The sequence below is a fragment of the Kitasatospora sp. NPDC034035 genome (genome assembly GCF_055575755.1).
On sequence record NZ_JBVISA010000034.1, the window covers coordinates 61,864 to 80,331 of the forward strand.

At 73.3% G+C, this 18,468-nt stretch carries 7 protein-coding genes and 1 pseudogene; 6 read left to right on the top strand and 2 right to left on the bottom strand.

All coding sequences use genetic code 11. The features are described 5' to 3' along the window. Positions 1-416 precede the first annotated feature (416 nt). Positions 417-1,133, bottom strand: a complete 717-nt coding sequence (locus tag ACZ52J_RS34690) for a hypothetical protein (RefSeq protein WP_465624484.1) — start codon at positions 1,131-1,133, stop codon at positions 417-419. A 77-nt stretch (positions 1,134-1,210) separates the two neighbouring features. After that, on the bottom strand, positions 1,211-1,459 hold the full coding sequence (locus tag ACZ52J_RS34695) for a hypothetical protein (protein WP_465624485.1): 249 nt from the start codon (positions 1,457-1,459) through the stop codon (positions 1,211-1,213). A gap of 696 nt (positions 1,460-2,155) precedes the next feature. Between ACZ52J_RS34695 and ACZ52J_RS34700 the strand changes: the two genes are divergently transcribed. The 6 genes and pseudogenes from ACZ52J_RS34700 to ACZ52J_RS34725 all read left to right on the top strand — a co-directional run bounded on the left by ACZ52J_RS34700 (position 2,156) and on the right by ACZ52J_RS34725 (position 18,280). Beyond that, complete coding sequence (locus tag ACZ52J_RS34700) at positions 2,156-2,554, top strand: hypothetical protein (protein ID WP_465624487.1); 399 nt, start codon at positions 2,156-2,158, stop codon at positions 2,552-2,554. 401 nt (positions 2,555-2,955) lie between these two features. Next, positions 2,956-3,165 (top strand): annotated as a pseudogene (locus ACZ52J_RS34705) (transposase); the annotation flags it as partial. Positions 3,166-3,856: 691 nt separating this feature from the next. Next, a complete protein-coding gene (locus ACZ52J_RS34710) occupies positions 3,857-4,096 on the top strand; it encodes a carboxymuconolactone decarboxylase family protein (RefSeq protein WP_465624489.1) in 240 nt (79 codons plus the stop codon). Further along, positions 4,096-4,320, top strand: coding sequence for a hypothetical protein (locus tag ACZ52J_RS34715; protein ID WP_465624491.1), 225 nt, complete (start codon positions 4,096-4,098; stop codon positions 4,318-4,320). The genes ACZ52J_RS34710 and ACZ52J_RS34715 overlap by 1 nt, the downstream gene beginning before the upstream one ends. A gap of 407 nt (positions 4,321-4,727) precedes the next feature. Continuing rightward, positions 4,728-8,822: a non-ribosomal peptide synthetase gene (locus ACZ52J_RS34720; RefSeq protein ID WP_465624493.1), complete on the top strand. Its 4,095-nt coding sequence runs from the start codon at positions 4,728-4,730 to the stop codon at positions 8,820-8,822. Further along, a complete protein-coding gene (locus ACZ52J_RS34725) occupies positions 8,822-18,280 on the top strand; it encodes an amino acid adenylation domain-containing protein (protein WP_465624495.1) in 9,459 nt (3,152 codons plus the stop codon). The genes ACZ52J_RS34720 and ACZ52J_RS34725 overlap by 1 nt, the downstream gene beginning before the upstream one ends. Positions 18,281-18,468 lie beyond the last annotated feature (188 nt).

The following is an 18,468-nucleotide window of genomic DNA, read 5'->3' on the forward strand; positions in this document are numbered from 1 at the left end:
CGGCGACCGGCGAGATGCCCGCCGCCGTCCCGGCCGGGGCCGCCCGGATCGGGAACCTGGTGCAGCGGGCCCGGCCGCGCCGATCCGGCACCAGCTCGGCAGCGGGGGCGGGCGGCCATGCGGGTGGACGGAGCTGGAGGCGGCGGGGTAGGGGCAAGTCCTGAGGTGCGCGAAGGCCCGCTCCGTGTTCCGGAGCGGGCTGGTCGCCGACCGCACGGGCCCGGCGCCGGCGCCGGGCCGCCCACACGGCCGGCGCCTGGCGGCGCCTCAGGACCGGCTGCGCCGTACGACGGGTCGGGTGGCGGCGGCACGGCGGCATTCCCGGCCTCGGCACGTGCGGCGGAGCCGCGAGGGGTCGGCCCCCGTCGCGGCCCCTCGGATCGCGGCCCCGCGGATCACGGCCCCGTGCACCCGGCTCAGCTGCCCAGCGGGCGGAGGGCCGAGTCCAGGGGGTCGAGCGACCAACCTCCACCGCCGGGGCGGCAGCTGAGCGCGGTGTCGGCCGTGTCGGCCGTGTTGGTGCCGGTGTTGAAGTTGGCGTTCGGGGTGTTCGGCAGCACGCCCATGTAGTACATGCCGGCCGACGTCCACACGCACTGGTGCAGATTGAGGAAGCGGTTGCCGGCCAGGTCGAAGGACTTGACGGCGGAGTTGGCGAGCGTCAGCGTCCAGCCGCCCCCGCCCGGGCTGCACCGCAGCACGGTGTCGGGTGTGTCCGAGACGTTGGTGCCGGTGTTGAAGTTGACGTTCGGGGTGTTCGGCAGGATGGCCGTGTAGTGCTGGCCGGCCGAGAAGTACACGCACTGGTGGACGTTCAGGTAGCGGCCGGCGGCGAGGTCGAACGCCTTCACCGCCGAGTTGGCGGGCGCCGGCCTCCAGCCCCCGCTCCCCGCGCCGCAGGAGAGCGCCGTGTCCGGCGTGTTGGAGACGTTCGTCCCGGTGTTGAAGGGCGTGTCGGAGGTGTTCGGCAGCAGGTTGGTGTAATGCCCACCGGGGCCGTAGTACACGCACTGGTGGATGTTCAGGTAGCGCGCGGCGAGCCGCGGCCCCGGCGGTCCCGCCACGGCGGTGCTCCCCAGGACGAGGGCGACGGCCCCCGTGACCGCCGCCACGATGATCGACAATCTACGCATGGTGCACTCCTCCCGAACCCACGCCCACCCGTCAGGGCGCGCACGCACCAAGCTAGTGGGGACCGGCCGGTGGGTGTTCATGACCGCACATCGGCAACCCGTTCGGCCCATTGGGCAGACGATATGCCCATCAGATCGGACGACCGCCGGACCACCGTCACACGACATCCGCCGCGCGGGCCGCCTGCACCCGCACGCCCATCGACACCCGCGCCGCCCGGGTCCTCGCCCCACAGCTCGGCCCGCACGACCAGGAGCCAGGGGAACCGCTCGGATTCGGTGAGGTCCGGCCGGCGGGCCTTGTCCCGGATCTCCTGCGCGGCCATGCAGGCGCATGCGCGGAGACCTCTGCGCAGGGACCGCTTGCGTGCGCCATGGCCGGCCATGCGCATGCGCGGAGGCCCCACACCACGCATGCGCAGAGCCGTCGAACGGGCGCGGGATGCGGTGCCGGCTGGACCACCGGGCGGCACCGGACCGGCGGCGCGGCCTCGCGGTGCGCAGCGTCGGGCAGGAGTGCGGGCGGGCCCGCATGTGCTCTGCCCGAACGTTCCGCGCTCCGGTGTGGGAGCAGGCAGGACCGGCGGGCCGGGGCCGGGGCGTGGGAGCGGCGCCCGCAGCTGCCGACGGTCCTGGTCGGCACCGGCGCGGCCGGGGCACGCTCGGCGGTGGCCGACCTGCGGCTGGCCGCCAAGGAACACCCGACCGAGGCGCCGTGACCCACCAACCACGGCGCCGCAAGGTCACGCCCTGCGGCCCTTCGCCGGTGGGCGCAGACCGGGCAGCGACCCGGCGGGGGCCTGGTCGCGGCCACCCGCCACCCGGACCGCCCCCTTCCCTTTCCCCGGACCGCCCGCCGTGCGGAGTGTCCGGCCAACGACGGGTCAACGTCGTGGTGGGCCGACACGTCCCACGGCAAGGATGGACGCCGAACCGCCCGCCACCACACGGCAGTCGAGACCACCGCCGGCACGGCCGGCTCGCAACGGATCGTTCGTCCCGTCCGAATCGAAGGGGAAGACATGCAGTTCATGCTGGGGCGCCGAGTCGCCTCCCTCGCCGCAGTGACCGCACTGACCGTCACGGGGCTGGGGCTCGCGTCGGGAAGTGCGTCCGCCGCAACCGGATCCGACTCCAACTCCGCTCACGGCGTGGAGATCACGGGCTGGCACACGTCGGACGAGAACCCGTGGGTGTCCGCCCGGCTGTGCAACTACCAGAGCTCGGCGAACAGCTTCTATTTCTGGATCAAGGACACGGCGGGCGACAACGTCACCAGCCCGGGCCACATCACCCCCGTCCTCGCGCCCGGCCAGTGCGAATACATCTCCGGGGAGGACTACGGCAGCACCCCGATCCAGGTCTACGCGAGGTCCGGAAGCTCCTGGACCTTCGGCGCCGACCCGATCTACCTCGGCTGACAGCCGCCCCGCACCCGCCCGCCGACCGCCAGGCCCGGGTGTGGGACCGCCGGGCGGCAGCACTCCCGGGCCCCTGGCCCCTGGCCGTGTGACTCGCCCGCCAGGGCGAAGCCCGCGACCAATCCCTCACCCACCGGTCCCTGGTGACCTTGCGCCACCAGGAACCGGAGCATATCCGCTGCTCGGTCGGGGTCCGGCACGGGCAGTGGCGCGCCGGAAGGCGGGCGGCGGCACCGGGACCGCCGCCGCACCGGTTGCGTCGAACCCCGCGCCGCACACCTGCGGATCGAGGACCTGGCGAGAACAACTGTCTGGTCCGGCCGAGTGAAGCCACGGCGAAGCTCTGGCCCGCAGGCGGAAACGCCGGGGTGCCGTCGCGGGTGTACCACTCGTCGGCGCCGCGGGCCGTGGTCGTCGCGACCGGCATCACCGAGAACGGCGGCCGCGAGGTGCTGTGGCTGATGGTCGGCGACAGTGAGACCGAGGTGTTCTGGGCCGAGTTGTTGCGATCCTTGCGCGAGCGCGGCCGGACAGGGGTCCGCCGGGTCGTCGGCGACCACCACCTGGGCCTGGTGAAGGCGATCCGCAAGGTCATGCCCGGTACCGCCTACCCCGATCCCGGTCTTTCGAAGCGGGCATCGGTGCCTCTCGACCCCCGGCTCTCCACGGCTCTCCACGGCACGGAACGGCCGCTCACCGGCCGCGCACGTCGGCAGGCGCGTGCACGACCCGATTGGGCCCTGCTGCGGTGCGGGGCACGAATCGGCTTCGCAGTATGGCGTCTAAGCTTGACTCTGAAGCTTCTATAGATCGTCAAGCTGAGGCGTGCACGGCGCTCCGGCCCCGCGCGTCCACGGGGCCGGAGCGCCGTGCACCTGCAGGGAACCAGCCGGGCGGGGAAGCACACGCACTTTCGGAGCAGCGCCCTTGTCGGTGCCGATGGGCGGAGAAATGCTGGGAAGTCAGACAGCGGTCGCCTTGAATCGACGGTCAAGGCTGATCCCTCAGAGCGTGCACGCACGTCGGGTGTGGAAGCCACATTAAATGCGGAGGCGTACGCCTCCTTCGGCCCCTGTGTCGCCGCGGGGTTCGGTTCCCTAAACGACCCACTGGAGTGCATAAGAAGCCGGCCAGCGTGATGGACTGGAAGCGGTCACCCATCGCGCCCAATTCCCGCTGGGACTTGGCGATCCGGTCGTCGTCCAGGGCGGCCTTCGAGGCGGGCGTCCGCGCCGCCAAGCTCGGCTGGCCGGACTGCCCCCGCAACCGACACCCCTTCCGCAGCGTCCATGCTCGTCGACCGTGCTCGTTTTGATCGGTGTCGGGCTGCACTCCGAGACGAAGTGCAAATTCTGCACCCTGTTCCACACCGAGGCCGCGAAGCTCTTCGGAGCGACGGACGAGGAGATCCAGGAGGCTGTCCACTACGCCAAGGCCAGCCTCGGGTGGAGCGCCTACATCAACGGCATGCAGGAGGACTACGACCAGTTCAAGGCCGAGCTTGACCAGGTCACCGAGTACGTCCGGTCCAAGGCGGCGTGATGCACCTGGAACGGGTGCGGCCCCTGGTGCTGCGAGGCACCTTCCACGCGTACGAGCTGGCCGCCCTGGCGGCGGCCGCTCGTTACGTGGTCGAGGCCGCACCCCCCGACATCCCCGCCGAGGCCCTGGACCAGCTGGGGCAGCTGCTGTCCGAGTACGACGAGCAGGTGCGGAACCTGTCGAATCCCGCGTCGCGACAGGACGAGGCCGGCACGCCCTCCTGACGGCTCGCCGGCTATATGGTCCAGGCCACTTGGTCTTCAGGTCGAACAGCGGGGTGTGCCGACCCTTCCTGGTCCGCACCCGGAGACGAACAGGGGAAGAAGCTCCAGGCTCTTGCCTCCGGCGGAGTTAGTCATCTTAACTATGCATCCATGGTCGAAGATCCACCGAGCTTCGTCGCCGCTGACCTCGACGGCACCCCCATGCACCGCCCCGGTTCGCCTGTCCCCTCGGTTCCGCTGACCGCCTGTCACCCCACTGTCATGCGCTCGGTCGAAGCGATCTGATCGGGGCGCCGATCGAGGCGATCCGGCCCGTACCACCGGGGTCACCGGCCACTCCCGCCACGTGCCGCCACCGCGCCGTCGATCCCTGCAATGACGCTCCCCCCACAGGAAAAGGTCTGGCTTTGTCGGAGACGCACCACCCCCACAGCACCACCACCGACCAGGCCGATGCGCCTCCCGCGCGGAAGGTCGACACCCCGACGGCCGTCGGCCCGCAGCTCCCGGAGCTGGCGTCAGGACAGCAACGGCTCTGGGTGCTGTCACAGTTGGACGGCGCCAACGAGGCGTACAACGAGACCATGGCCTTCACCCTGTGCGGCCCGCTGGACCGCGCGGTGCTCGCCCGTGCGCTCGACGAGCTGGTCTCCCGGCACGAGGTCCTGCGCACCCGGCTGGTCGCCACCGGGGGCGGTGTCCACCAGCTGATCGGTCCGCCCGACTGCGGCTACACCCTTGCGACGGACGACCTGACCGGGCTCCCGGACGCCGCAGCGCGCGTCACCGCCCTGCAGCGTGCGGAGTCCGACACGCCCTTCGACCTGAGCCGCGGCCCGCTGGCACGTGGCCGTCTGATCGTCCTGGCCGAGCAGCGCCACGTGCTGCTGCTGACACTGCACCACGCGGTCTTCGACGGCTGGTCCATGAACGTGATGCTGCGCGAACTCGGAACGCTGTACACGGCCTTCCGGGACGGCGCGGACTCCCCGCTGACACCGCTGTCCCTGCAGTACGCCGACTACACCCGCTGGCAGCAGGAGTGGGCGTCCGGGAACGAACCGGCGGCGCAGGCCGCCCACTGGAGGGAAGCCCTCGCCGGCGCGCCGTCCCTGCTCGAACTGCCCACCGACCGCCCTCGCCCGCCGGAGCAGGACTACCGCGGCGGCCGGGTGCCGGTCTCCTTCGACAGGGAACTCGGCGCCGCCCTCAAGGCGCTCGCGCGGCAGCAGGGCGGAACCCTGTTCGTGGCCGTCCTGGCCGGCTGGTCCGTGGTGCTGTCACAGCTGACGGGTCAGACCGACATCGTCGTCGGCGTCCCGACCGCGAACCGCCGCCGCGGCACCTTCTCGGACCTGATCGGATTCTTCGTCAACTCCCTCGCCGTGCGGGTCGACCTGTCGGACTCGCCGACCGGGTCGGCCGTGCTGAAGCAGGTGCGCGGTGCGCTGCGGGCCGCCCTGAAGCATCAGGACCTGCCGTTCGAGCAGGTGGTGGAGCTGGTCAACCCGCCGCGCAGCACCGCCCACACACCGCTGTTCCAGACCATGTTCGCCTGGCACCCCTCCAGGAAGGGCCTGCTGGCCCTGCCCGAGATCGAGGTCGAGCCGCTCGGCATCCCCTACGCCGGGGCCAAGTTCGACCTGGCCCTGTCGCTGGCCGAGGAGGACGACGGCCGGGTGGTCGGCCACCTGGACTACGCCAGCGCGCTGTTCGACCACCAGACGGCCGAGCGCTACGCGGGCTATCTACGCCGGGTGCTGACCCAGCTGGTCGACCGGCCCGACCTGGGCGTGGACGATCTGGCACTCATGGACGAGGAGGAGCGCCGGCGGGTGCTGTCGGACTGGAGCGGCGCCGACCGTGCCCGCCGGGACGACCGCGCCGACGAGCTCGAAGCGCCTGCCGCTGCCGCCCCGATCGGAATGGTCGAGCGCTTCCAGGCCCAGGTCCGCACCCGCCCCGCCGGTCCGGCCCTGGTCTGCGAGGGGGAGCGGCTCGACTACACCGCGCTCGACCAGCGGGCCAACCGGCTGGCGCACGCGCTGATCGCCCGCGGCGTCCGCCCGGACCAGGTGGTCGGTCTGCACTCCGGGCGCTCGACCGAGCTGGTGGTGGGTGTCCTCGGCATCCTCAAGGCGGGCGCCGCCTATCTGCCGCTCGATCCGGGGCAGCCGGTCGAGCGGCTGGCCGCGATGGTCGAGGACGCCGTACCGGCCCTGGTGCTCAGCGACGCCGACGTCCCGCCCGAGGGCTGGCAGTCCCTGAGGGCGGTCGAGGCCGAGGCGGAGCGTGACGACGCGCCGGGGATCACCGTCGGACCGTCGCACCTGGCCTACGTCATCTACACCTCGGGCTCCACCGGCCGCCCCAAGGGCGTGGCGGTGACCCACGGCAGCGTCACCAACCTCTTCGACACCTGGCTGGCGCGGTTCGGGGCCACCCCCGGCGAGGCTGCCTCCGCCTGGTCGAGCATCGGATTCGACGCCTCGGTGCACGAGTTGCTGATGCCGCTCACCACCGGCGCCGTGCTGCACCTGGTCCCCGACGAGCTGCGCGGCGACCCCGAGGAACTGCTGGGCTGGATGCGCGAGCACCGCATCGTGCAGGCGTTCCTTCCGCCGTCCTACGTCAAGTGGATCGACGAGGACCCCGAGGCACGCCTGGACGGGCTGGTGCTGCGTCAGCTGCTGACCGGGGTCGAGTCCCTCCCGGAGAGGGCGCTGCACCGCATCCGGCAGGCGCTGCCGGGCCTGCGCATCTGCTACGGCTACGGGCCGACCGAGGCCACCCTCTACAGCACCGCCTACACCGACCCGCAGCCGCTGGACCGGCAGTGCCCGATCGGCCGCCCCCTGGACAACACCCGCCTCTACCTGCTCGACCGGCGGCTCCGGCCGGTTCCGACCGGGGTGGCCGGCGAGGTCTACCTCGGCGGGGCGAGCCTGGCCCGGGGCTATCTGCACCGCCCGGACCTGACCGCCGAGCGGTTCGTCGACGATCCCTTCGTGCCCGGCGAACGCCTGTACCGCACCGGCGACCTGGCTCGCTGGCTTCCGGACGGCAATGCCCAGTACCTCGGCCGCAGTGACGACCAGGTCAAACTGCGCGGCTTCCGGATCGAGCCGGGGGAGATCGAGGCCGCGCTGCTGGCCCTCCCCGGCGTGCAGGAGGCGGCGGTGTTGGCCGATCGCGACGCCACCGGCGAACTGCGCCTGGTCGCGGGCCTGGGCCGGGGGGACGCGGAGCCGCGCCGACCGCACGAGTGGCGTGCCGCACTGGCGCGGCGGCTGCCGGACTACATGATCCCCGCGCTCTTCGTGGAACTGCCGCAGCTGCCGCTCAACCGCAGCGGCAAGCTGGACCGCGCCGCGCTGCTGGCCGCGGCCCGCTCCGCGACCCGTGCCCAGGTCAACACCGCGAGCCCGCGGGACCACGTGGAGATGGCGCTGCACACCATCTGGCGGCGGGTGCTGATCCATCCCGGCATCGGAATATCCGACAATTTCTTCGATCTGGGTGGTACCTCCATATCCGCCATCAAGGTGGCCCTGGCCGTCCGCGAGGAGTTCGGCGAGACGCTGCCGATCCGCGACATCGTGCAGAACCCGACCATCGAGGCCCTGGCCGAACGGCTTCGGGCGGGGGCGTCGGGAGCACCGGACGGCAACCTCGTCGAGTTCCGCGAGGGGGACGGACAGCAGCGGGTGGTCTGCATCCACCCGGCCGGCGGCACCGCCTTCTGCTACCTGCCGCTGGCCGCGGCGCTGCCCGACCACGTCGGCGTCCTCGGCGTGCAGTCGCCCGGGATCAATCCCGGGGAGACGCCGCTGCCCACGGTCGAGGCCATGGCGGAGCAGTACCTGTCCCTGGTCGACCCCCGGCCGGACGAGTCGCTGGTGCTGTGCGGGCTCTCCTACGGCGGCCTGGTCGCCCACGAGATGGGGCGCCGACTGGCCCTGGCCGGGCACACCCGGCTCAGCGTGGTGCTGCTCGACACGCACGGAACCGAGGACGCGGAGCAGCTCGCCGCGATCGCGCCCGTGGAGATGTCGGACTTCCGCGACAAGCTCATCAGGTTCAACGGGATGTACCCGGGCATCGAGGACGAGCAGATCGACCGGTACTTCCGCATCTACAACCACAACCGGATGACCGCCCGCGGCTACCAGGCGCTGCCCTCACCGGCCCGGCTGGTGCTGGTCGAGGCCGCCGGGGAGAGCATCGGCGACGGCACCGGGGAAGGGCTCCGGGAACAGGAAGAGCAGCAGGCCCAGGAGCAGGCGCGTGCCGTGCGCGCGTTCTGGCAGCGGCGCGCCGGCGGGGGCCTGCTGGTCGAGCCGGTCGCCTGCGGCCACTGGGACCTGTTGGAGAGCGAGGAGGTGCCCCGGATAGCCGAGCTGATCGCAGCCGAACTGGCCCGGTTCCCGGCTCCCCCGCCGCCGTCCCCGGCTGCGCCCGCAACCGGACAGCCGGCCGCCGCGTCCGCCGTGGAGGCCTGATGCGTACCGAGAGCGCCGTACCCGTCACGCCCTCGGCCACCGGCCTGGCCCAGGCCGTGCACGAGCAGGCCCTACGCACCCCGCATGCCGTCGCGCTGGTCGACGGCGGCGTCCGGCTGGACTACACCGGCCTCGACACCGCCGCGGCGGCGGTGGCCCACGGGCTGCGCCGGGCCGGCGTGCGCCCCGGCCAGGCGGTGGCGGTCTGCCTGCCGCGCTCGTGGCAGCTCGTCTGCGCCATGCTGGGCATCCTGCGGCTCGGCGCCCAGGTCGTCCCGCTGGACGCGCAGAGTCCGGCGGACCGCCGGCGCCACATCCTGACCGACTCGTCCAGCGTGGCACTGATCCACGGCGGGACGGCACCTGACGACCTGCCGGGCCGGGTGCGCCCGCTGGAGGCGGCGGCGCTGCTCGCGGCCGGACCCGGCGACCCCGCGGCGGTCTTCACCGGGGCACCGGTCTCCTTCCTCTTCTACACCTCGGGCACGACGGGCCGTCCCAAGGGCGTCGAGGTACGGGACGCCGGCATCCTGCGGCTGGCAAGGCCGGGGTACCTCCGCATCGAGGAGGGCGCCCGCTACGCCTGCCTGTCCAATCCGGCGTTCGACGCCCTCAGCTTCGAGGTCTGGGTACCGCTGCTGACCGGCGGCTGCTGCGTCGTCCTCGGCGACGAAGCCGTCCAGACACCGCATCAGCTGGCGGCCGCCCTGCTGCGGGAGCGCATCGACACGGCGTTCGTCACGGTGGCCCTGTTCAACGCGGTGGTGGACACGGAGCCGTCCTGCTTCGCCGGGGTCGGACAGCTGCTGGTCGGCGGCGAGCAGCTCAACGCCCGGATGATCCGCCGCTGGTACCGGCACAACGCGACGGCCCCCACCCGGCTGCACAACGTCTACGGCCCCACCGAGGCCACCACCTTCGCGTTGTGCCACCCCATCCCGCGCGACTTCGACGGCGACGTGGTCCCGATCGGACGGGTGCTGCCGGAGACCGAGGCCGTGCTGGTGGTCCCGGGCGGCGACCGGGCTGCGGCGAGCGGCGAGGTGGCCGAACTCCACCTGGCCGGTGCCGCTCTCGCGGCCGGGTACCGCAACCTGCCCGAGGAGACGGAGAGCCGCTTCGTCCGGCTGACCTGGTACGACGACGGCCGCACGACGCACTACCGCACCGGCGACCTGGTGCGCGCCGATGCCGACGGCCGGATCGAGTACGTCGGACGTGCCGACCGCCAGGTGAAGGTCCGCGGCTTCCGGATCGAGCCCGGCGAGCTGGAGCGGCAGATCGTCACGCATCCGGCGGTGCGGCAGGCGTACGTCTGCACCCGCAGGGCCGGGGAGCACGGTCCGAACGAGCTGCTGGCGTACGTCGTGCTCGGGGATGAGGTCCCGTTCGAGGAGTTCGACCGCCATCTGGCGGCGGGGCTGCCCGGCTACATGAGGCCGCATCACATCTATCTCGTGGACTCGCTCCCGCTGAACGCCAACGGCAAGGTCGACCAGGCCGCACTGCTGCGCCGGGACGACCGGCCCTGGCGCCGCCCGGAAGGCGACCGCCCGGACGCCGCGGCCACCACCGCCCGGCAGCGTGAGGTGCTGGACCTGGCGGCCGAGGTGCTCGGGGTACCGGACCTGCGGCTGGACGACCGCTGGATCGCCTCCGGCGGCGACTCGCTCAAGGCCCTGCGGCTGCGCTTCGAGGTGCGCCGGCGCTGGGGCTGTGAACTGCCCCAGGCGCGCGTGCTGACCGGGGACATGGCCGAGATCGCCCAGGCCGTGGCGGAAGCCGGATCCGCCGCCGACTCGCCCTACCCGGTGCCGCCCGCTCCCACCCGGGCCCGCTCGGCGCCCGCCACCAGCGAGCAGCAGCGCCTTTGGCTGCTGCAGCAGCGGGCGCCGCGGTCCCGTGCCTACGCCGTGGAGCTGGCCTTCCGGCTGGACGGCACGGTCGACGCCGACGCGCTGCGCAGTTCGCTGCGGGCACTGGCGCGGCACCACGCGGCCCTGCGCACCGGCTTCGAGGCCGCGCCGGAGGGCCTGCGCCAGGTGGTCGGGCACGGCTACGACCCGTGGACCGACCCCGGCCCGGAGGCGGCCGGCGCCGACGGCGAGGACGGCGCGCGCGCCGTGGCCGACCGCTTCTTCGCCGTGCCGTTCGACCTGGCACACCCCCGGATGCTGCGCGCCTGCTGGCTGCCGCAGGGCGGCGGAGGGGTGCTCCTGCTCCATCTGCACCACATCGCGGTCGACGGCTGGTCGCTCAACGTCCTGCTGGACGACCTGTCGTCCGGCTACCGGCACGCGCACGACGGCGCCGCCGAGGCTACGTGGCGGACGGACACCACCCCGGTGCCCACCCCGCTGGACTACGCCGCTTGGCAGGCCGACTGGTTCGGCAGCCCCGCCTATCTGGCCCAGCGAGCCGAGCTGCGGGCCCACTACGCCCGGTCGGACGAGGCGGCGGACCGGGACCCGGGGGACCCGGCCGGAGCTCCCCCCTTCTCCGGTGCCCGCCTGCTGCACACCTCGCTCGACGTCGTGCGGCGCGCCGCCGTGGACCGGCTCTGTGCCGAACTGGGCATGACCCGCTTCGAGTTGCTGCTCGGCGTCTTCGCCTGGAGCCTGTACGGCGGGACCGGCGGGACCCGGCTGCGGATCGCCGCTCCGGTGGCCAACCGGCCGGTCCAGGAGTTCGAGGGCAGCGTCGGCATGTTCGCCAACACCGTGCTGCTGCCGCAGGCCGTCGCGCCCCGCGAGGACCTGCGCGGCCAGCTGCTGCGCCTGAGCGCCGGGGCCCGCCAGGTGCTGGACCGTCAGGACGTGGCGTTGGCCGATGTCCTGGCCGACCGGGAGCCGGCCGGGGGCGACTCCCCGTTCGACTACCTGTTCGTCCTGGAGAACACCGACTTCGGTGCGCTGGCCCTGCCCGACTGCGCCTCCCGCCCGCTGTGGTGGGCCCCGGCCGAGGCCAAGTGCCCGATGACGCTGTCCGTGGTCGAGCACGCGGGTGGGCTCGACTGCCTGTGGGAGTACGCCGACGACCGCTTCGACGCCTCCGAGGTGGCGGCCATGGCGGGCCTGTTCCGGCGGGGCCTGGACCTGCTCGCCGACGGCGGGACGGCGACCCCGGCCGAGCTCGTGGCACCCTACCGCCGCGGACTGCCGAAGCCCGGTCGCGGCGCCTCGACGGCGCCGACCTGGACGACGGTGGCCGAGGGCTTCGCCCTGCAGGTCGCGCGCACACCCGACGCACCGGCCCTGATGTCCGAAGGCCGGTCGGTGAGCTACGCCGCTCTCGACGCCCACGCGGCGGCGCTGGCCGCCGAGCTGCGGGCCGACCACCCGCTGCCGGAGGGGGACGACGACCGTCCGTGCTGCGTCGCGCTGCACCTGCGTCCGTCGGTCGAGCACGTGGTGGCGCTGCTGGCACTGGCCCGGCTCAACGTGACCATCGTGCCGCTGGACCCGTCCTATCCGCCGGCCCTGCGCCGGCAGGTGCTGGACCAGGTGGAGCCGCTGTGCGTGCTGCTCCCACCGGGCGGTGACCCGGAGTTCGACGCCGTCGACCCGGGCCGCATCGTGCGCCACCCGGTGGTGCTGTCACCTGCCATCACGGCGGCCGCACCCACTGCCGCCGACCCGGCCGGCCCGGCGCACAGCGGCGCCCGCCCGCTCTACACCCTGTTCACCTCGGGCTCCACCGGTGTCCCGAAGGGTGTGCAGGTGTCCGACCGCACCCTGTGCAACCTGCTGCAGTGGCAGGCGGAGTCGGGAGGACTGGCGGCCGCGGCGGCCACCCAGCAGTTCTCCATGCTCTCCTTCGACGTGTCCTTCCAGGAGGTCTTCGGGACGCTGTGCGGCGGCGGCTGCCTGCACCTGGTGCAGCCCGGCTGGCGGCAGGACGCCCCCGCGCTGCTGGAGCAGCTGGAGACGGCCGGTGTGGAGCGCGTCTTCATGCCCTACGTGGCACTCCAGCTCCTCGCCGAGCACGGCGTTCACCTGGGCCGCTACCCCTCGCGGCTGCGGGAGGTGGTCACCGCCGGCGAACAGCTGGTGTGCACCGAGGCGATCCGCCGCTGGTTCGCGGGCCTCGCGGGCGCACGGCTGTTCAACCACTACGGCCCGACCGAGACGCACGTGGTGAGCAGCCTGTGCCTGGACGGTGATCCGGCCCGGTGGCCGGAGCGTCCCGCCATCGGCCGACCGGTGGCCAACGCGGTGCTGACGGTGGTAGACGAGGCCGACGAGCCCGTTCCCCCCGGCCGCGTCGGCGCCCTGCTGATCGGCGGCACGATGGCGGCGCGCTGCTACCTGGGAGACACGGCGCTCGACGACGAGCGCTTCGTCGAGCTGCCCGGCCTCGGCCTGTGCTACCGAAGCGGCGACCGGGCCCGTTTCGACCGGCAGGGTCTGCTGCACTTCCTGGGCCGGGACGACGACCAGATCAAGCTCAGCGGACACCGGCTCGAGCTGGGACAGGTCGAGGCGGCCCTGCTGCGGCACCCGGACGTCGTCAACGCCGTGGTGGTCCGCGACGGTGAGGAACTGGTGGCCTGCCTGCAGTGCCGTGGGAAGGCGCCCACGGCCCAGGACCTCACCGCGCACCTGGCGCCGCTGCTGCCCGGCCACGTCCGGATCGCCCGCTTCCGGCTGGTGGAGGAGCTGCCCAGGACCCCTAGCGGCAAGCTGGACCGCCGGGGCGCCCTGCGCGCTGCCGGGCGGGAACTGCGCCGGCCGACGGCCCGCAGCACCGGCCTGTCGGCGCGCGAAGCCCTGCTGACCGAGGCGTTCGAGGCGGTCACCGGTGCGGCGATCGACCCGGGGCAGACCTTCTTCGACGCCGGAGCCTCAAGCCTGGGACTGATGCGCTTCCAGCTCCGCTGCACCACCGAACTGGGCCTGCGCTTCACCGTCGCCGACCTGTTCGAACACGTCACCGTACGGGCGCTGGCCGACTTCCTGGACCGGTCGGCACCGGCCACGGACGACGACGCCCCACGCGCCGCAACCGTCGTCCCCACCGCTGCGCCGGCCGACGCCGCCGGGCAGATCGCCGTAGCCGAACCGATCGCCGTAGCCGAACCCGTCGCGGTCGACGAGCCGATCGCGATCGTCGGCATGGCGGTACGACTTCCGGGCGCGTCCGATCTCTCCGCGTTCTGGCGGATGGTCACCACCGGCGGCATCGGCATCGAGCACTTCGACGCCGCCGACGGCCTGGTCGGGGCGCGCAGCCAGTTGGACGGCCCACTGGCCTTCGACCCGGACCACTTCGGCATCAGCCGGCAGGAGGCCCGGCTGATGGACCCCCAGCAACGGCACCTGCTGATGAGCTGTGTCGAGGCACTGGCACACGCCGGGATCGCCGACCCGTCGGGTCTGCGCGTCGGCCTGGTCGCCGGAGCCGGTGAGAACACCTACTTCCAGTCCATGCTTCGCGAGGCCGACCCCGAACGCCTGCCCGACGGCTTCCAACTGGCCCTGCACCACGACAAGGACTTCCTCGCCACCAAGGCGGCCTATCACCTGGGGCTGACAGGTCCCGCCTTCACCACCCAGGCGGCCTGCGCCAGTTCGCTGGTGGCCGTCCATGTCGCCGCCGGCCTGCTGCGCCAGGGCGATGCCGAGGTGATGCTGGCAGGCGGAGTCCTGGTCGACCCGACCCTGACCGACGGATACCACCACCAGGCGCAGCACATCTTCTCCGTGGACGGTCTCTGCCGACCCTTCAGCGACGACGCGAGCGGCACCATCGGCGCGAGCGGCGTCGGCATGGTGGTGCTCAAGCCGCTACGCCTGGCCCAACGCGACGGCGACACCGTCTATGCCCTGATCACCGGCTCGGCGTTGAACAACGACGGCTCCGACAAGCTCAGTTACAGCGCCCCCTCGCTCGCCGGGCAACGCGAGGTGATTCGCGCCGCTCTGCGCCGCAGCGGTCGCAGCGGCGCCGACCTCGGCTATGTCGAGGCCCACGGCACCGCCACCCGGCTCGGCGACCCGGTCGAGGTCGGCGCACTGCGCCAGGCCTTCGACCTGGACCGGTCCCGCCACTGCGCGCTGACCTCGGTCAAGAGCCAGATAGGTCACCTGGGCGCGGCGGCCGGAGTCGTCGGGCTGGTGCGGGCCGCGCTCGCGGTCCACCACGGCGTCATCCCGCCCAACGTCGGCTTCCGCGCCCTCAATCCGCAGCTCGGCGCCGACCCCACGCCGTTCTACATACCCACCGAGGCCCGGCCCTGGCCCACGGACCGGGACAGGATCGCGGCGGTGAGCAGCTTCGGGATCGGCGGCACCAACGCCCATCTGGTGCTCGAGGCCGACAGGCCGGCCGCGGGGACGGGGGGCGACGCGGGCCTGGCGGCGGGCGAAGCGGCCCCGGACACCTCCGTGCTCCCCTGTCTGGTGCTCTCCAGCAGCAGCGAAGCGAGCCTGCGCGCCGACGCCGCCCGGATCGCCGACTACCTGGAGGCCCGGCCCTCCGCCTATCCGCAGGTGCTGCGCCACCTCCAGGCGGGCCGTCCCGCACGTCGCCGACGGCTGGCAGCGGTGTGCCCCGACGTCTCCGCCGCCGTGGCCTGGCTGCGCACTGCGGACCAGAGCACGGACGCGGGAGCGGTGGAGACCCGTACCGGGGCGCCGGTTCCGATCGAAGGTCTCACCGCGGATGAGGCGGCCGCCGCCTGGCTGTCCGGCGAGCGGATCGTCCGGCCCGCCGGTCCCGCCCAGGCACCGTGGGACTTCCCGCCGCCCGCCTTCGAGCTGGCGGAGTTCGACTTCCCCCGCGCCGCGGCGGCACCGGACCGGACCGGTCCAGCCGCCGCCGACGTTCCGCAGCGCCTTCCGGAGGACGCCTGGCTGCACCAGCCGCACTGGGCACGGCTGCGCCGCGCGGGTAGGGCGATCGGCTCGCGCACCTCCCGGCTGCTGGTGCTGCTCACGGACGGACCGGCGCACCCGGACGCGGTCCGCGCCTTCGAAGCCGCCTACGCCCGGGTGGTGCGCGTCAGCGCCGCCGAGGCGTTCGCCCGGCGGGGCGACGACGTCTTCGAGGTCGACCCGGCCGACCCCGCCTCGGTCGGTCGGCTGCTCGACGCACTGGCGGGCACGGGCGCGGGCGACGACGGCATCGACTGGTTGCACGCGCTGCCGCTGGGGATCGGCGGCCCGGTCGGTCGGGACAGCCTGGCCCGGGCCCGCTGGGCCTGTCTGGACACTCCGGCCGCCCTGGTGCGGGCCATGGCCGACACCGCCGGGCCACTTCGGCTGAGGCCGTGGTGGCTGTCGTACCGGGCGAGGCCGGTGGACGGACCGGTACAGCGGCCGGAGGCGGGCCTGCTGGCCGGTGCCGCCGAGGTGGCACCCCAGGAGGGAGCTGCGGAGGGCCACTGGCTCGACCTCCCCGACGCAGACCCGGCCCACTGGGCCGCACCGCTGGCGGCGCTGCTGGCCGAGGCTGCCACCACGGCGGACGCGGCCGGACTTCCGCGCCGGCTGGCTCTCCGCCGGGGCCACTGGTGGGAACAGGTCACGCTGCCGGTGTCCACGGCCGGCCCCGGCCCCGTCGGGCTGCCCGCCGAAGGCGTGCACCTGATCCTGGGCGGCACCGGCGGGATCGGCCGCAGCATCGCCGCCTGGCTGCTGGAACACGGCGGCGCCCAGGTCCTGCTGCTGGCCAGACGTCCTCGGCTGCCGGAGGAGCTGACGCCCTGGGCCGACCGGGTCGAACTGGTCGAAGCCGATCTCGCCGAGTCGACACCCGAGGAGGTCATGGCCCGTATCGGCCGTCGCACCGGCCGCCTCGACAGCGTGATCCACGCCGCCGGGGTGGCGAGCGGCGGCATGATCGCCCGGCGCGACGCCGAGGCGATGCGGCGTGCCTCTGCCGCCAAGCTGCAGGGTGCCCTGCTGGTCGAGCAGTTGATCGAGCGCTACCGGCCGGAGGTGGCAGTCTACTGCTCGTCGATGTCCGCGGAACTGGGCGGCGTCGGCCAGCTCGACTACGCGGCCGCCAACAGCCTGCTCGACGGCTTCGCCCAGTACCGGTCCGGCGACGCCGAGACCACGGTCCGGCTCAGCGTGAACTGGGACGTGTGGAGCGAGACCGGCATGGCGCTGCGCGCGCCGCTGACCGACGCACGCCACCGGGCCCACTTGTCGGTCGGGCTGACCGTGGCCGAGGGAAAGCGGGTGTTCGCGCACGCCATGGGACTGCAACTGCCGCAGGTGCTGGTCTCCACCACCGACATCCACGAGTCCCGCGTGTTCTACGCGGCGCCCGGCGCCCAGGCCCTCGTGCCCATCGGGACCACCGTGCCCACCGTGCCCACCGTGCCCACCGGGACCATCGGGACCACGCCGGTGTCTGCCGAAGGCATCACGCCGGTGTCCGTCGAAGGCACCACGGCGGCCGACGCGGCAGGCGGGACCGCGGCCGTCCTGCTCGGCGAGTGGCTGTGCGCCTGGCTGGATCTCGACCACATCGATCCCGACGCCTCGCTCTACGACCTGGGCGTCGACTCGCTGACCCTGCTCGACCTGATCGGCGTGGTGAAACGTCACTTCGACGTCGAGCTGGAACTGTCTCGGCTCAGCCACCGGGTCTCCCTCGCCGAGATCCTGACCCGGCTGGCCGAGGCGGCACCCGCCGGGGCGGTCGATTCGGAGGACGTGGTTCCGGAAGTCTGGCAACAGGGCACCGGACCTGACGTGCTGTGCCTGGTGCACCCGGTCGGCGGCGACATCCAGGCCTACCGGTCCCTGGTGTCGGCGCTGGGCCCCCGGCTGACCGTCTGTCTGATCGCCGATCCCGCGCTGGGACGGCCCGGGACCGCGGACTGGCCCCTGGCCGAGCGGGCACGCCGCTACGCCGCCGCCCTGCGAGCGCGCTTCGCGGACGACACCCGGCGGCTGCACCTGGCCGGTTGGTCCTTCGGCGCCTGGGCGGCGATGGGGATGGCCGCGGAGGCGGAGGCGATCGGCCGACCGGTCCACGGCATCCACCTGATCGATCCGCCGCCGCCCGGTGCCGGCGCGCTCTTCCAGGACTACGACGAGGCACAGCTCCAGGCGGTGTTCGCACATGAGCTGAGCCAGGGCGGGTCCGCTTCGGCCGGTCCCGAGGCGCACGGATACGCCGAACGCCTGGTCCGGTGTTGCCGGGCCAACCTGCGGAGCATGGCCGAGTACCGGATGCCGCTGCTGAGCGCCACCCCCAGTCAACTGTGGCTGGCCGAGCGGTCGGTGAACGGCCTGCCCTCGCTGGGCTCACCGGAGAAGCAGCGGGAGCTGTGGCGCCCGCACCTCCCGGAACCCAGCACCTGGCATCGGCTCGACACGACGCACTACGGCATCGTCCGCCCGCCTCATGTGCACGCGGTGGCCGCAGCGATCAACGAGGAAGTGAGCGACGCGGCGTCGGACGACACGCCCGGAGATCGCATCGACCGCCCCTGGACGTGATCCCGGCGCGCTCTGCGCACCGGGATCCGGGCGGCTCCGGGCCCCGTCCCCGGCGCCGCCCGGGCTCCCGGCCACCCGTCCCGGGCGACACCGCGGCACCGGCCTCCGGCCCGCACCAGTCTCCCAGCCGTCCCACACCGACGTCCCGTCCCCCATACCGACGTTCCGTCCGACCTCCGCCGCCGTTC

What these genes read in the sequence shown, in the direction of transcription:
- ACZ52J_RS34690 (WP_465624484.1), bottom strand. Translation starts at nt 1,133, where the DNA reads ATGCGTAGATTGTCGATCATCGTGGCGGCGGTCACGGGGGCCGTCGCC.
- ACZ52J_RS34695 (WP_465624485.1), bottom strand. Translation starts at nt 1,459, where the DNA reads ATGGCCGCGCAGGAGATCCGGGACAAGGCCCGCCGGCCGGACCTCACC.
- ACZ52J_RS34700 (WP_465624487.1), top strand. Translation starts at nt 2,156, where the DNA reads ATGCAGTTCATGCTGGGGCGCCGAGTCGCCTCCCTCGCCGCAGTGACC.
- ACZ52J_RS34715 (WP_465624491.1), top strand. Translation starts at nt 4,096, where the DNA reads ATGCACCTGGAACGGGTGCGGCCCCTGGTGCTGCGAGGCACCTTCCAC.
- ACZ52J_RS34725 (WP_465624495.1), top strand. Translation starts at nt 8,822, where the DNA reads ATGCGTACCGAGAGCGCCGTACCCGTCACGCCCTCGGCCACCGGCCTG.